At 42.0% G+C, this 15,923-nt stretch carries 13 protein-coding genes; 9 read left to right on the plus strand and 4 right to left on the minus strand.

The features are described from left to right. Positions 1 to 95: 95 nt before the first annotated feature. Together ENH88_RS05800 and ENH88_RS05805 are read right to left on the minus strand one after the other, a co-directional pair. Positions 96 to 3,212 (minus strand): efflux RND transporter permease subunit, encoded by a 3,117-nt coding sequence (locus ENH88_RS05800; RefSeq protein ID WP_304180591.1) that lies wholly within the window; start codon positions 3,210 to 3,212, stop codon positions 96 to 98. An 11-nt stretch (positions 3,213 to 3,223) separates the two neighbouring features. Beyond that, positions 3,224 to 4,429, minus strand: a complete 1,206-nt coding sequence (locus ENH88_RS05805; RefSeq protein WP_304180592.1) for an efflux RND transporter periplasmic adaptor subunit — start codon at positions 4,427 to 4,429, stop codon at positions 3,224 to 3,226. 263 nt (positions 4,430 to 4,692) lie between these two features. Between ENH88_RS05805 and ENH88_RS05810 the strand changes: the two genes are divergently transcribed. The 7 genes from ENH88_RS05810 to ENH88_RS05840 all read left to right on the plus strand — a co-directional run bounded on the left by ENH88_RS05810 (position 4,693) and on the right by ENH88_RS05840 (position 11,086). Further along, positions 4,693 to 5,484 (plus strand): crotonase/enoyl-CoA hydratase family protein, encoded by a 792-nt coding sequence (locus ENH88_RS05810; RefSeq protein ID WP_304180593.1) that lies wholly within the window; start codon positions 4,693 to 4,695, stop codon positions 5,482 to 5,484. Between the two features lie 130 nt (positions 5,485 to 5,614). Next, positions 5,615 to 5,968, plus strand: coding sequence for a CidA/LrgA family protein (locus ENH88_RS05815; protein WP_304180650.1), 354 nt, complete (start codon positions 5,615 to 5,617; stop codon positions 5,966 to 5,968). Beyond that, the gene (locus ENH88_RS05820) at positions 5,961 to 6,668 is read left to right on the plus strand and encodes an LrgB family protein (protein WP_304180595.1); all 708 of its coding nucleotides are present in this window, start codon (positions 5,961 to 5,963) and stop codon (positions 6,666 to 6,668) included. Before ENH88_RS05815 ends, ENH88_RS05820 begins: the two co-directional genes overlap by 8 nt. A 40-nt stretch (positions 6,669 to 6,708) precedes the next feature. Further along, the gene (locus tag ENH88_RS05825) at positions 6,709 to 7,545 is read left to right on the plus strand and encodes a mechanosensitive ion channel family protein (protein WP_304180597.1); all 837 of its coding nucleotides are present in this window, start codon (positions 6,709 to 6,711) and stop codon (positions 7,543 to 7,545) included. Between the two features lie 287 nt (positions 7,546 to 7,832). Continuing rightward, on the plus strand, positions 7,833 to 8,975 hold the full coding sequence (locus tag ENH88_RS05830; protein WP_304180651.1) for a PepSY-associated TM helix domain-containing protein: 1,143 nt from the start codon (positions 7,833 to 7,835) through the stop codon (positions 8,973 to 8,975). Continuing rightward, positions 8,975 to 9,445 (plus strand): hypothetical protein, encoded by a 471-nt coding sequence (locus ENH88_RS05835; protein ID WP_304180599.1) that lies wholly within the window; start codon positions 8,975 to 8,977, stop codon positions 9,443 to 9,445. Before ENH88_RS05830 ends, ENH88_RS05835 begins: the two co-directional genes overlap by 1 nt. 228 nt (positions 9,446 to 9,673) lie before the next feature. Continuing rightward, positions 9,674 to 11,086 carry a family 43 glycosylhydrolase gene (locus ENH88_RS05840; RefSeq protein ID WP_304180600.1) on the plus strand — a complete coding sequence of 471 codons (1,413 nt, stop codon included), beginning with the start codon at positions 9,674 to 9,676 and terminating at the stop codon, positions 11,084 to 11,086. Between the two features lie 42 nt (positions 11,087 to 11,128). Here ENH88_RS05840 and ENH88_RS05845 read toward each other — a convergent pair whose 3' ends face one another. Then, on the minus strand, positions 11,129 to 11,866 hold the full coding sequence (locus ENH88_RS05845; protein WP_304180602.1) for an RIO1 family regulatory kinase/ATPase: 738 nt from the start codon (positions 11,864 to 11,866) through the stop codon (positions 11,129 to 11,131). Positions 11,867 to 11,953: 87 nt separating this feature from the next. Beyond that, positions 11,954 to 12,418 (minus strand): MarR family winged helix-turn-helix transcriptional regulator, encoded by a 465-nt coding sequence (locus ENH88_RS05850; protein ID WP_064666377.1) that lies wholly within the window; start codon positions 12,416 to 12,418, stop codon positions 11,954 to 11,956. Between the two features lie 130 nt (positions 12,419 to 12,548). On the opposite strand from ENH88_RS05850, the gene ENH88_RS05855 reads away from it, so the two are divergent. Further along, positions 12,549 to 13,715 (plus strand): hypothetical protein, encoded by a 1,167-nt coding sequence (locus tag ENH88_RS05855; protein WP_304180604.1) that lies wholly within the window; start codon positions 12,549 to 12,551, stop codon positions 13,713 to 13,715. A gap of 229 nt (positions 13,716 to 13,944) precedes the next feature. Then, positions 13,945 to 15,918 (plus strand): phytase, encoded by a 1,974-nt coding sequence (locus tag ENH88_RS05860; protein ID WP_304180605.1) that lies wholly within the window; start codon positions 13,945 to 13,947, stop codon positions 15,916 to 15,918. Positions 15,919 to 15,923 lie beyond the last annotated feature (5 nt).

Consider the following 15,923-nt stretch of genomic DNA (forward strand, 5'->3'; position numbering starts at 1 on the left):
TTCATGATGCTAATGCGGGATATAGTATCAAACCTCAGCAAATTTTTGCCAAAAAAAAGCCAGGTTTCCCTGACTTTTTTTATACAAGGCTTATTTTACTCTTGTGTCGTCGCTGTGCCTTTTACTTTTTCACGCATTGCTTGCACCAAGCTATAAAATAGCGGTACTAGTAAGGTACCAAATATCGTCGCTGCTAACATCCCCGCAAGTACAGTTACACCCAGTGATACGCGGCTTCCAGCCCCAGCACCGGTAGCAAATACTAATGGTAATACACCAAGTACAAATGATAGTGCCGTCATTAATACCGCACGAAAGCGCATTTTCGCTGCACTCAATGCGGCATCGAATATACTCTTACCAGCAAGGCGTTCTTCCATCGCAAATTCAACAATCAAAATAGCGGTTTTGGTCGACATACCTATTAACAGTACTAAACCGACCTGCGCATAAATATTATTTTCCATCCCCAGCACGTAGAGCGCTAACATAGCACCAAACATTGCTAACGGGATTGCCGCTATAACGGAGAACGGAATGGTCCAACTTTCATATTGTGCCACCAAGAATAAATACACAAAGATAACCGCCAATGCGAACAGCACAGGTGCCATATTGCCGGCTTCAATCTCTTGTTTAGATTGCCCTGCCCATTCAAATATATAGCCACTCGGTAGTTGTTCGGCAAGCTCTTGCATTGCTGCGATTGCATCGCCACTTGAAAAACCAGCGGCGGCTTGACCACTAATACTTGCACTGCGGTACAAATTAAAGTGATTCAAGGTTGTTGGACCAAGAATTGGCTCAAGTTTAGCAAGCGTGGTAAGTGGCACCATATCACCTTCGTCATTGCGAACAAAATAATGCTGTAAGTCAGCAGGGTTTTTACGGAACTCGCTTTCAGCTTGCATTATGACTTTATAAGTACGGCTAAATTGATTGAAATCATTAATATACAGTGAACCTAACTGAGCTTGCAGCGTTAAGAATATATCACTTAAAGCAACCCCTTGAGCTTTCGCTTTATTGCGATCTATCTCTAAAAAGTACTGTGGAACATTCGCTCTAAAAGTACTGTATACACTACTTAAACTTGGGTGTTGATTCGCTTCATAAACTAAACCATTAAGTACTTGCGCCAGCTCAGTCGGATCGCGTCCCTCACTGTCTTGCAAACGGAACTCAAATCCCGCACTCGCACCTAACCCCGGAATAGGCGGTGGATTGAACACCATAACCTGTGCATCTGGCATCGCCCATAATTGCCCCATCAAACGGCCGATCACCGACTTCAAGCCGAGCTCTGTTGTGGTGCGCTCTTCCCAATCCTTTAAAATAACAATGCCAAGCGCGTTATTTGATCCCGCACCACCTAATAAAGAGAACCCAGACACCGCAATAAAATCAGTTGCCGCTGGCTCTTGTTTTACAATTTCACCTATTTTATGCATGACATCTGAAGTACGTCCAGAGGCCGCAGCATCAGGTAATTGCACATCTACAAATACAAAGCCTTGATCTTCTGCCGGCACAAAACCCGTTGGCACACTCTTCGCCAGCCAACCGGCAGCGACAAAAATCACTAACGCAACAATGGCCATCCGCGCTGAGCGCTTTAAAATAAAGTGAATTATTTTACTGTAAACAGACGTCGATTTAGTAATAGCATTTTCAATTGGTGCCAACCACTTAATTGGTTTCATTGACTTTTCAGTTAACAATAACGCACATAAAGCGGGGCTTAATGTTAATGCATTGACCGACGAAATAAGCACCGCGAACGAAATGGTTACCGAGAACTGCTTATACAGCTCACCAGTAATACCTGGCATAAAGCCTACCGGTACAAATACCGCTAGCAACACCAATGTGGTCGCAATAATAGGCCCTGTCACTTGATCCATTGCTTTAGTGACCGCTTCTTTAATTGGTAGCTGTTCTTCTTTGAGGATCCGCTCAACGTTTTCAATCACGATAATCGCATCATCAACTACAATACCAATCGCGAGCACTAAACCAAATAAAGTAATTAAGTTAATTGAATAACCCATTGCCATCATAAAAGCAAAAGTACCAATTAAAGAGACGGGAATTGCGATCGTTGGGATAAGTGTCGCACGCCAATTTTGTAAGAACAAAAATACCACTAGCACAACTAAACCTACCGCTTGAAATAACGTAACAATTACTTCTTCAATAGAGCGTTCGATAAACTCAGTGGTGTCATAAGGAATTGAGAACTCCACTCCATCTGGTAGCTGTTTAGCAAGCTCTGCCATGGTTGCCTTCACATCATTTGCTACTTGTGTTGCATTAGCATCGGTTAATTGGTAAATAACGATAAATGCTGTATCTTGCTGATTTAACTTTGCATTGATGCTGTAATCCACAGAGCCAAGTTCAATCCGCGCAATATCATTTAAACGTACGAAGTTACCATCTTTATTCGCGCGAATAATGGTCTGGCCAAACTCGTCTGGGGTTTTTAAGCGCCCTTTAGCTTGAATTGAATACTCAAATTGCTGACCTGGTAAGCTCGGTGCCGCACCTAGTTTACCCGCTGCCACTATGGTATTTTGCTCTTGTAATGCGCCTCGCACTTCACCTACTGTCAGCCCTAAAGCTGCCATTTTATCGGGGCGTAACCATAAACGCATAGAATAGGTTTTTTCCCCCATCACTTCAGCAGACGCCACGCCAGGAATTCGCCCTAGCGGCTCGGTTAAATAATTAGTTGCGTAGTTACTTAAAAATATTGCATCGATATTTTCTTGATTCGAGTACAAGTTAATACCGAGTAACATTGAACTGGACTTTTTCTTAACCGAAACACCTTGGCGTGTTACCTCACTAGGTAACCCGGGCTCTGCAAGTGCCACTCGATTTTGTACATTCACTTGTGCAATATCAGTGTCAGTACCAACTTTAAAGTACACAGTGATATTCGCAGTGCCGTTATTAGTCGAGCTGGATTCGATATACATCATATTTTCAACACCATTGACTTGCTCTTCAATGGGTCGGATCACCGATTCTTCTACAATTTGTGCGCTAGCACCTGGATAAGTGGCAGTAATTTGTACTTGTGGGGGAGTAATTTCTGGGTACATATTCACCGGTAGTAATGCCATTGAAATCAAACCCGCTAGCGTAATCACTATCGAAATAACTAAGGCAAACTTTGGCCGCGCGATAAACGTTTTACTGATCATGTGCGCTCCTGTTAGCTAGCAGCATTAGTTTTGTTAGAAATAGTTCCGGTGGTGTGATCAACTACTTTTTCTACAGGTTTGACTTCAGCCCCTTGACGGACTTTTTGCAAACCTTCAACGATGACTTGCTCACCTTCTTCTAAGCCTGATTTAACGACCCACATCGCATTAATACGTCGTCCTAGTTGCACAATCCGCGTTGCAACTTTGTTATCTTCACCCACCACGAGTACAAATTTACCTTGTTGATTTTCTTGTACAGCAGCTTGAGGAATAAGTGCTTGCAGTTGCTTATCTTTACTTTCAACAATCAAAGTAACAAACAAGCCTGGCATGATAATATTTTGTGGATTGGCAAATGTCGCTCTTAGCTCAACAGTACCGGTGCTGCGATCAATTTTCGTATCGGCAAAATCTAACAGCCCTTTTACCCCCAAGTCCGAGTTATTTGGCAAACGCAGGGATAAATCTATTGGTACGTTTTGCGGGTTATTAGTACTGTCTTGATGTTTTTGACGGTAGCTAATGTAATCGCCTTCTTCGACTTGGAAGTTGACATAAATTGGATCCACATCGGTCAATTCCGCCAATTCATTTGATGAAGGACTAACAATATTACCTACGTCATAACTCACCTTACCAATACGCCCTGCAAACGGCGCTTTAATCTCGGTGTAACTTAGATTTAATTTTGCTTTTTCAAGGCTTGCCCTTGCAGAGATAACAGCCGCAGTAGCTTGCTCATACTTAGTCATTAATTTATCTAAATCAGATTGCGAGATAAACCCTTGCGCGGCGACTTCTTTACCGCGTTTTAAATCGCGAGATGCGCCGTCTTGACCAGCAAGTTTACTTTTTAAGTCCGCCTCAATTTCAGCGACAGACGATTGATATTCACTTGGGTCAATCTTTAGTAATAACTGTCCTTTTTCAACAAATGAACCTTCGTCAAAATGACGTTCAATTAATTCCCCCTCAACACGAGCACGAATTTTCACTTCTTGATGAGCTTGTGTACGAGCAACAAACTCTCGATAATCCCCCACTTCCTGAGTCACCACATTAAACACAGAAACCGCCGGAGCAGGAGCCACTTGTTTTGTCGCGTTGTCATCTGAGCAACCAACTAAAGATACAATTAATGTTGTCCCTACAACGCCTTTAATCGCCAGTGACATGTAAGTTCCTAAAATGCTAGGCGTGAACCGTGTTAGCATGATTTTTTCTCCTTGGTAGTTTGCGGATCCTACCTTTATGGTTATTTTCAAATTGTGCTTAAACGCAACGTTGCGCTTAGTGGCTATATTGAACGATGAGATAACAATTAGTTCAGCTAAAAATATAGACCACTTTGTAATCATTTGTATGTCAAATTAACAATAACCATCGCCAATACAGCTTATTTTTCAACTAAAAAGCCATGCTTTACATCAATTCAATTAACTCGTAAGCTAATCCTAAACAGGTCCGAGGAGTTGACATGATAAACTTTGAAAAACAACAATCTATTGCCTACGTGACATTATCCCGACAAGATAAACAGAACGCGTTAAACTTTGTCATGTTCAAACAGCTAACAACAATTATTAAGCAAATTAACAACGATGCCAGTATCCGTGCCGTCATTATTCAAGGTGACGGAGAACATTTTTGTGCAGGGCTGGATGTTACCGCGGTTATGAAAAGCCCTATTAATATTGTCAAGCTGCTGTTTAAATGGCTGCCAGGAAACTGCAATTTAGCGCAGCACGTTGTGCTTGGCTGGCAATCTTTAAGTGTGCCGGTATTTGCGATTATTCAAGGTAATTGCTTTGGTGGCGGGCTACAAATAGCTCTTGGCGCTGATTATCGTATTGTTCATCCTGATGCTAAATTAGCCATTATGGAAGCGCGCTGGGGACTATGTCCTGATATGGGCGCGAACGTGATACTGCCTAGCTTAATTAAACGTGATGATGCAATGTGGCTTGCCAGTCATGCCGAGCCCATTAGTGCGGATAAAGCGTTGCAATTGGGGTTAATAACTGAAGTACATGATGATCCAAAACAGCGTTGTTTAGCGATGATCAATACCTTATTAGCTCGTTCACCCGATACATTAGCGGCAATCAAGCGCGTTACACAACAAAGTTTTACCTCTTCTAAAAGGCAAATTTTAGCCAAAGAAACCATTAGCCAAATTCGTCTGCTTATTAATAGCAATACCAAAAAGGCTATTGCTAAAGCCAAAGGCGCTGATAACATTGAATATCAAAACAGTAAACGCTGGTAACAAGTTCGCTGAATGTGCATGTTTAGCAATAAGTCGCATAGTTTTAAACGACAAAACATGCTGAAGTGTGGTGCGACCCGTAGTGAGTAAATAATCAATGGATCCCCTAACCCCTGTGCTAAAAAAAATATTGCCTTATTTGCTCAGCAGCTGTTTGATTTTAGGTTGTTTGGCTGTAGCAAAAACAATTATGTATTGGCTGCAAGGCAGTTTTCCCGCCCCGCTATTAGGTATGCTGATTTTACTCACCCTGCTTTTAACAGGATTAGTAAAAGAACATCATTTAACACCTTGCGCTAAACCACTGCTGAACTTTATGCCATTATTTTTCATTCCTGCTGGAGTGGGTTTTATTGAACACCTTGCGATCATTACCCAGCAATGGCAGTTTTTAACCGCCACCGTTATTTTAGTGCCGCTAAGTAGCATGTTACTGATCGCTTTTATGATCTGCCTATTTAAAGGGCGTGCTGAGCGTGGATAATTTATGGTGGCTGAGTGGCATAGTTACAATTGCAGTGTTTTTAGTGCTAAGAAAACTCAATATGGCTATTAACTACCCTATAGTAAAAACGCTAACTAACCCTGTTTTGATGACTATTGCTTTACTGGCCTTATTATTGGTGAGCTTTTCACTGCCCTACTCACAATTTGCCAGCCATAGTCAACTATTAAGCAGTTTACTCGAACCTGCCATTGTTGCGCTTGCATTACCACTATATCAACAGTTTATACATATACGAAAAAACCTACTACTCATCGTAGGCAGCTGTAGTTTGGGAATAATCAATGCCACTGTAGTTGCAACTTTACTCAGTGCGGCATTTGATGTGCCGGCTCAATTAGCCGCTTCTGTGGCGGCTTTATCAGTGACCACCCCGATTACTTTATTAGTTACGGGAGCACTCGATGGCATACCTTCTTTAGCGGCAGCAATGGTAATTTTCATCGGTTTGCTCGGCGCATTATTTGCCCTACTAATTTTAAAACTCGTAGGCATTTATAATCATCAAGCACAAGGCGTAGCCGTGGGTTGCGCATTTCATGCAATAGGCACCGCCGCAGCCTTAACAGAGCATCCAAAAATTGGTGCGTTTGCTTCTGTTGCTATGGCGCTCAGCGCCTTACTAACAGCGTTAATCGTGCCGTTACTTTATCCATTTTTAAGTCAAGCTCTGCTATGATACGCAGTCATATTGCAATCAAATTATTTATGGCCATAAGATGATCAGTACAGAAATACAGCAAGTCGAAAAATATTACACCATGATCAGCGAGTACCTCGTTAAATACAGCATGCAGCTGGTCGGCGCGTTACTCATTTTGATTTTTGGTTTATGGGTCGCACAGAAAATAGCGAAGATGGTTGCCGCATTAATGGCACGCCATAATATCGATATCACCCTGACCAACTTTGTTAGTAATGTGGTGAAAGTATTACTGATCATTATGTTCGTTATTATCGCGCTGGGTAAAATAGGCGTAAGCGTTACCCCATTCGTTGCTGCAATTGGTGCCGCTTCTCTTGGCGCTGGTTTAGCCCTGCAAGGCATGCTCTCAAATTATGGCGCTGGTCTTGCCATCATCGCTACTCGGCCATTTATTGTTGGCGATACTATTGAAGTTAAAAATGTCAGTGGCCAAGTCAAAACCATCGAGCTGGGCTACACCATTTTGATTAACGAAGAAAAAGTAGAAATAACCATTCCTAACAAACACATCGTTGGCGAAATACTGCATAACTCGTTTAACTATTCGTTGGTCAAAGGTGAAATTGATATCGCCTACAACGCCAATGCACAACATGCCATAGAACTCATAGAAGAGGTTTTAAAAGTGCATGAATTAGTTGCTGATGAACCTCTTGCACAAGTTGGTATTGAACGTTTTGCTGACAGCGGCGTAACCATCAGCTATCGCTACTGGGTGCCAACGACTAAAATCATCGAAACTAAACTTGCCATCAACGGTGGAGTTTATAGTGCAATTCAAGGCGCGGATATTGAAATTCCATTCCCACAACGCGTTATTACTATCAATAAACAAGATCTTGATAGCTAAAAGCAATGCATAAAAAGAGAGTGTAAGCTCTCTTTTTACCCTAATTACAAGCTAAACACATCACCAATAACTGCCTGTACTGTTAAATACGCTTACCTATGAAAGCAAATCAGCTCGGTCTTTTTAGCACGCACCCTTAGCTTTACAAAACCATAATACGACTCTAAAACGTATATTGCTGCCGTTTAGCTGCCTAATTGATAAATTGAAATTGGCTATAAATTAATAGTACAATAACTCAAACACAACACTAACGATAACAAGTGTTATTTACATAAAGGTTAATGATGGCAAAACTAAGTAAGCGATTTTGGTTTCAATTACATGGCTGGTTCTCGCTACCAGTGTGGGTTTTATTCTGCTTTATTTGTGTAACAGGCACTATTTCGGTGATCAGCCACGAAATAACTTGGCTAACAAATTCACAAGCACGCGCTAGCAACCCTGATAACTTACCTGAAAAATCTAAGCAAACGCTTATTGATAGCGTAACAAGCCAGTACCCAACTGCTGATGTCATGAGTGTTGTTAGTTACGAACCTTATTTAGTTAATGCAATTATTTTTACTGATACCGATAAGCCATACGCAACAGCCTATGTAAATCAATACACAGGTGAAGTACAAGCTATCTATCAAACCACTTCATTCATCGAGTTTATGCGCACTTTGCACAGCTGGTTATATTTTCCATGGCAGCAAGGCTATAGCGTTGGCTACTATCTTGTCAGTGCTATGGCATTTGTGACTTTGGGTGCCTTAGTAACTGGCTTAATTATTTATAAAAACTTCTGGCGTGCCTTCATTCAGCCTAAAATACGCTTTAATCAAGGCAGTAAAACTTTATTAAAAGACTTACATACAATGGGCGGTGTTTGGTCTATTTGGTTTATGGCGATTATGAGTTTAACTGGGCTTTGGTATTTAGCTCAGGCCATTATGTGGCATAACGAGATTGATATTGAAGAACATGCGCCGATAGTAAGCGAAGCCCAATTACCCAGTGTCAGCAATGCTGAAGCAATTGATTTAGACAGTGCAATTACTCTAACTAAAAACCAGTTTAGCGAATTTACTCCCACATACATCATGCTTCCTGAGCATAACCGCGGTATGTATAGCATCATGGGTGCCGGTGATACTATTTTTTATGATGGCTATGCGTATTCGACAGCAATCAACCCATGGACAGGCGAAATAGCTGCTAGCAAAAGCCCTGAAACCATGAGCGCATTACAGACCCTGTCACACATAGCAGATCCATTACATTACGGCACAATTGGTGGTCTTTGGACCAAAGTAATTTGGTTCCTGTTTGGCGTAATTTTAAGTGGTATGTCAATTACCGGCTTTATGATGTATTCAAAAAAACTTGTTAAAGCACAAAAGCAAAGCCCTGTAACAATTAACGATACTGTGGAGGCTAACTAATGGCACGCTTACAAAAAACCTGGTGGCAACGTAACAAGTATTTACTTAATGCACTGATTTTGGTGTTGCCTTGCATCTATATTTATCAGGCATTAAATCCAACCTTTCCTGATCTATGGCAAGAGCAAACGATAGGCGAATTTAAAATAGCCCCTATGCCACTGAATATGGAGCAACCCTATTCGCATCATAACGAGTACGTAAAAGACTTCTTTTTAGCGTTTAACCAAGGTGAAATCAGTAACATTCGCCAAGCTTATTTAAATATAGGCCCGCAGCCTTTGCCACTGAGTGAACTGGCAAAGGGGGATGAAGGCATTATGCACGGCACCAATCACGGACAACACGCACATGCTATTGCCTCTGCAACCATCAGCAAGGGTGATAAACTTTGGGTAACTATTCAAACCTGGCAAGGTGAAGAGCTCGTACAACACTGGTCGATCCCAAGCCAATTAATACAACAATAATCAACTAGCTTAGGGCGCCTTGCCCTAAGCTGCCCTGCTCTTTGTACTACTCAAGGCAGATCCTCGCTTATAAAAACCAGCCTAAACCACTATTTTTTAACTTTTATTAAACATTACAAAACAAACCCTTTACAAATATATTAATATAATAAAGTATTATAAATAGTGAAGTAGCAATTATCTTGCTTCGCTAACACTACAATCCACACACAATAATTTGGAGACACAATGATATTTTCCAATAAAGGAATAGCCGCCGCGTGTATAGCCGTTGGTTTTTATGCTAATGGCGCTTATGCAATTGATAACGGTGTTTACACTATTCAGTCAAAATACAGTGGCAAACTTGTCGAAGTTAGTAGCGCGCAAAGCAATGATGGCGCAAATATAAGCCAGTGGGCTGCAAATCAACATAATACTCAACGCTGGATCATTACCAACGTTGGTGGCAATAACTATTCTGTGATCAACCTAAACAGTGGTAAAGCCATGGAAGTATATGACTGGTCAACAGCTGATGGGGCGAATGTCGCACAATATGAATACTCAGGTGTGGCTACGCAACATTGGCAAATAAATGACGATGGCAGTGGTTACGTTAGCTTCATTAACGCCAATAGTGGCAAAGCGCTCGATTTGTTTGAGTTTAACGGCAACGATGGCGCTAATATCAGCCAATGGACCTATAACGCCAGTGATGCACAGCTTTGGCAGCTCAACAAGCTCGCTAACGTAGAATCGGCGCCCTACGATCCTTCAACCACCAATGGCGCGACAGATCATTGGCCATTAACAGGCAGTTTAGTGACTCACGATCCAACCATAGGTTACGAAAATGGCACTTGGTGGATATTTCAAACCGGCCCTGGCATCGCCGGAAAATGGTCAAATGATGGGGTTGCCTGGAATGATGCGGCTGCGATTTTCCCTAATGGTTTAAACTGGTGGTCTAACTATGTGCCTGAACATGATGGCATTGATGTTTGGGCACCAGAGCTTAAAAGCTACAATGGTCGTAGTTGGCTTTATTATTCAATATCAACTTTCGGCTCTCGGGTGTCAGCAATAGGCTTAACCTCTGCCACTAGCGTGTCAGCAGGTAGCTGGCGAGATGATGGTTTAGTGATTAATACCACTAACAGCAATAACTACAATGCCATTGACCCTGACTTAGTCGTCGCAAAAGATGGAGCACCGTGGTTAGTTTTCGGCTCATGGAATTCAGGCATCAAATTAATGCGTATAAACCCGATCACCATGAAACCATTTGGCGAGCTTTATTCATTAGCAAGTCGCTCTGGTGGTATTGAAGCGCCGAGTATTGTCTATCGCCAAGGTTATTACTATTTATTTGTCTCGGTGGGTAAATGTTGTGCAGGCACCGACAGCACCTACCGTATCGCATACGGCCGTGCCAGCGATATCCGAGGCCCTTACTTAGACAAAAATGGCAACAATATGCTCTCTGGCGGTGGCAGTATTTTAGACGCTGGCAACAGTCAGTGGGTAGGCCCAGGTGGTCAAGATATCTTGAATACCGATGTAATGGTTCGCCACGCCTATGACGCAGGTGACAACGGTGTGCCAAAACTGCTGATCAGTACATTAAATTGGGACTCAAACGGTTGGCCAAAATTTTAAACCAGCCAACTTAGCAACATTTATAAAGCGCGGTTACGCGCTTTATAAAAATCGTTCCATAATGGCAGAAGCGATTTGCGTAGCTACTCCACAGCCCCACATATATGCACGTTGTATCGGGTAACCTCTAAAAATCCAGCGCTTTCTAACATGATTAAAATTACTTAAATAATCCGCTTTAGCATCCGGTAGCGGTTGTTCAGATAGTTTAGCCCATGCTTTATAAACACCCGACATATCAGCACCGCGCATAAATCGCTGCAACCAACGAGGAAAACGCGCATAACGTATCGCTGACTGAAAATCGATAATATACGGCTTACCGTCATGGCTACACAGCACATTACCTAAATTACGCAAATCCAGATGTACCACCCCACGGCGATGCATTAACGCAACCAGTCGTTCAAAGTCTTTAAAAAAGCTTACAGGTAAGACTTTATTTTGCTGTACTAACTGCTTAAGTGGCGTGCCTTCAATATAATCATAGGCAACAGCAAGCGGCGATAATCGCAAAAATCGACCGCTCACACCTGTTATACCCGCTAAACGAGCTAACCCTTTATATTCTTGATTCACCGATAAAGGTGCAAAGGTTTTTCTCACCCACCAAGGACTGTGTTGAAAATCTTTGATCACTAAATCAAGTTGCAAGTCGGTATAACGGTACACAATGGCATTAGCAAAACGACCCCTGTGCATTACTTTTAAGTTATTAACTGTAAATTGATGATCAGGAAATTGCTGTTGTAGCTGATGTAATAAAGTCGCTTCGATCATAACGTCCTGAGATTTGTTAAATATAAATGCCTAGGCAACTATATTATCAAACCTCAGAATTCACAGCAATCTAACCGTTAGATCAATTTACGATTTTAAATTATGAATTGCTCTAAACAACAAACTTGCTAACTGTGCCTTTTCATCGTCAGAAAAGTCGCTTAAAGCTGTGCGGTAAATATTATTTACGATAGGCAAAATTTCAGGGTAAAGCTGTTGACCTTTTTCGGTCAAACAGAGTAACGTAGAGCGGCGATCTTCCGCAGATTGTTGCCTAGCAACTAAGCCCTTTTCCTCTAAACGTGACAGCAAACGGCTCATTGCACCACGGTCATACACCATGTGTTCACACAACTGAGCTAAGGTATTCACCTTACCGCGAGCAAGTAATACCACCACAATGTACTGCGCTGACGTTAAATCCATTGGCATCAACTCGGTATCCAGGTGCGTCACTAAATTCGATCGTAAATAAGACACTAATCGACCAAGATCTTGAACAGGATCAAGATCATCTATACAACATTGTCCAAGTGAAGCGGGTTCTTTCATACATTCTCAACAGAGCATTTAAAGTCATTGATAGACAGTAAATTACTAAAATAATTCAATCTTACACAATTGCTTAATTGCACTTAACTAGTGTAGCGTAAGCAAGCGGACCGACGTTAACGAGGAATACATGCAACGCAAACAACGAGATATTATCAAGTATATTGCCATAGTTATACTACTAGTGCTTTGCTGGTTAGAGCAATTTAACGGCTACATAATGGCGTTTCTTGATCAAGCCTTAGTACAATCTTCACTCGTGTACGCCTCTGCTCGCAGCGTGAATGGGATTATTTCATTATTGCAATCTGCTGAAGTTGGCATCGGCATAGCCAGTATTGCACCTGCACAACTACTTGACCCCGTTAACGATTTAGCGGAATACATTGCCGATGCCATGCGCATGTCATTAGGCTCACTCTTTATCCAACGAATATTATTTACGATTTCATCAGGCGTCTTTTTTAGTAGTTTGTTTACCGCCAGCGCTATTGGTTATTTGCTTTGCGATCACTTCGGGTATTTAAAGCAGTTAACAGGTAAATTACTCGCAAGTTTGATTTTAGTGCGGTTTTTAATTCCACTGGTGGTGTTATCAACCGGCCTTGCCAGCCAAGCTTTTTTAGATGAAGAGATTAATTCTCAAAATCAATATGTTGAAAACACCGTCGAAACTCTCAGCGCGAAAGCAAACACAACCTCTACGCTATCAGCGCAATTAAGCGCAAAAATAAATAGTCAAAAACAAACTAGTCTAGATGAGCTTGAGCTCATTGCTGTCCAACAACAGCAATTAAAAGCTGTTATTACAGATAATAAGCAACAGCTTGATGAATTAGATAAGCAAATTGAGGCAATTCAAACAACCCGCAGTTTAACCGAAAAACTTACCTTAACAGAGCTGCCACAAGCCAAGCCTCTACTCAAAAAGCAGCGAGATTTAAGGCAACAACAAGCGTCTATCAACAATCAGCTGGCCGCATTGCATCAGCAGAAAAATCAACAGCAGCAACTGCTGCATGATTATAATGACCAACTCACCGGTAATTCAGGTAATTTAATTAGCAAAGTCGTGGATACCGTTAGCAATGGCATTACTGAGATGGCCGATTCGTTGGAAGGGTTATTTATTGAGTTTTTAAACTTAGTATCACTGCTGATCATCAAACTATTCTTGATGCCCTTACTGTTTTTATATTTATTTTGTAAAGCGTTTAAAGCTATTTGGCAGCGCTCGGTACTGCAAACACTCGCGCAACTTAAATCACAAATAACCACCACTATCACGGAAAAATAATAGCTTAGGGTCAAATCAGCTCAGCCTGTGGCCTCGCAATAAAAGAGCGCTTATCGCGTTAACAATTTAAATTTAAAAACAATTAAAACAAAGCATTACCAACAAACCGAAGACAATAAGGCAAAATTAAACCCTTTAATGTCCATGGTAGCAGTCTTTATTTTGTCACGGCGTTGTCATAAAAGTTATTTAGCTTGCATCGCATACCAAGCTAACTAGGACTTTATTCATGCCAACACTTAAACCACTTGCTTATGCATTAAGCATACTTACATTCACAGCAACATTAGGCGCTTGCAGCAGCCAAGATGCTCACTCCTCACTCGCAGAGCAAACTACGCTCAAGCTTAGCAGCACGCCATTTTGGCAACAAAATAATATTCAAGGTTCACAAGCCGCTTGGCTTGTTGACGATACATGGTTACTGGCAAGTGAAAGTCAGGGTCTCATTGTAGTCTCAAAAAATGGCCAACACAGTGATGTTGTTAAGTCAGGGAATTTTGAAACCTTGTCAGTACGCTCTATTGCCGAGAATACTTTTTTGGTGGCTAGTATTGATAACGAGCATGATCAGGTTGCGATGTTTACGCTTGCTAAAAATAACGGCAATTGGCAACTAACAGAGCACCCCGAAATTGTCGTCCCACAAGCGCGACCTGATGCGGTATGCTTATTTAACAATCTCGATACTGGCAGTATTTCAGCTTTTGTTGCTGATGTGCGTGGCTTAATGACAGAAACCATAGTGTATAATCTTGCCAGCGGAGAAACCGCTAATATTGCAGTAAGAGAGTTTGCAGCTGTAAATGAAGCCGCAGGCTGTGCGGTTAATGATGCAAGCCAACAACTATTTATCAGTGAAGAAGAGCTAGGCATTTGGCAAATGAACGCCAATGCAGAATCCTCCGCAGATAAACAGCCACTGGCAATGGTGGCACCATTTGGCGAGCTCAGCAGCGGGATTGGCGTATTAACCACCAGCGCAGATGGCAGTTTATGGTTTACCACAAGCAGCGATAATAGCCTACACAGATACCATACTGAGCACAACTTGCAGCAAAAATGGCATTTAGCAGGTGAACAAAGTATCGCTGCTGTAGCCGTGACTAATAACACAGCCAACACGCAAGCCATTATCTATGATGATGAAACGGGCGCGTACCTCAGTAGCCAACTCATTTTAGAGCCACTTAGCAGCGCCACAACAAATAACACCGCAGCAAAAACAGCTCATGTGTATGCGAATAGGCAAACGACCCCCGTTGCTGCCTTTGGCGATGCCGCAGATGACCCAGCCATTTGGCTGCACCCAACAGATGCCAGCAAAAGTCTGATCATAGGTACCGATAAACGCCGCGGCCTTATGGTATACAACTTAGCGGGAGAGCAAACTCAAGCGCTGGAAGTTGGCAGAGTTAACAATGTTGATGTTCGCCAAAATAGCAGCATAGATAATCCCACTCAGACCTTGATAGCAGCCAGTAATCGCAGTGAAAATAGCATTAGTTTATTCACTGTAGATCTACACAATAACATACAGCTGCTAGGCAGCGTGGCGACAAATTTAAGTGAAATATATGGCTTATGTATGTACTCATCGCATTCTGGGAATTATGTCTTTGTAAATGACAAATCAGGGCTATATCAGCAATACAAAATTACCAACCAACAGCAAAAAGTCGCTGGCAAACTTGTGCGCGAATTTAACCTGCCAAGCCAACCTGAAGGTTGCAGTAGTGATGATGAAAACGGCGAACTGTTTGCCGGTGAAGAAGATGCTGGGATTTGGTTTATCGATGCCGAGCCCGACGCAAAACAAGCGCCGATTTTATTGCAGTCAATTAATGAACTGTTGATTGATGATGTAGAAGGCATGGAAATTTATCAAGGTGAAAATGAGCGCTTCTTAGTGGTATCAAGCCAAGGTGATAATAGCTATGTAGTGTATCGGATAAACAAGGGGGAAAATCACCCTACCCTTGAATTTACCAGCAAATTTAATATTATCGCCAATTTAGCGCAAGGCATTGATGGCGTATCAGAAACCGATGGCTTAACGGTTACAGCCAAACCTTTGCCAGGCTATCCTCTTGGCGTGTTAATTGTGCAAGATGGTTTTAACCGTATGCCACAACAGCCACAAAACTTTAAACTGGTCGATTGGCGCCAAGTACATTCACTGATACACAGCACCAACAAGTAAACTGA

The sequence above is a fragment of the Pseudoalteromonas prydzensis genome (assembly GCF_011050055.1).
Taxonomy (GTDB): Bacteria; Pseudomonadota; Gammaproteobacteria; order Enterobacterales; family Alteromonadaceae; genus Pseudoalteromonas; species Pseudoalteromonas prydzensis_A.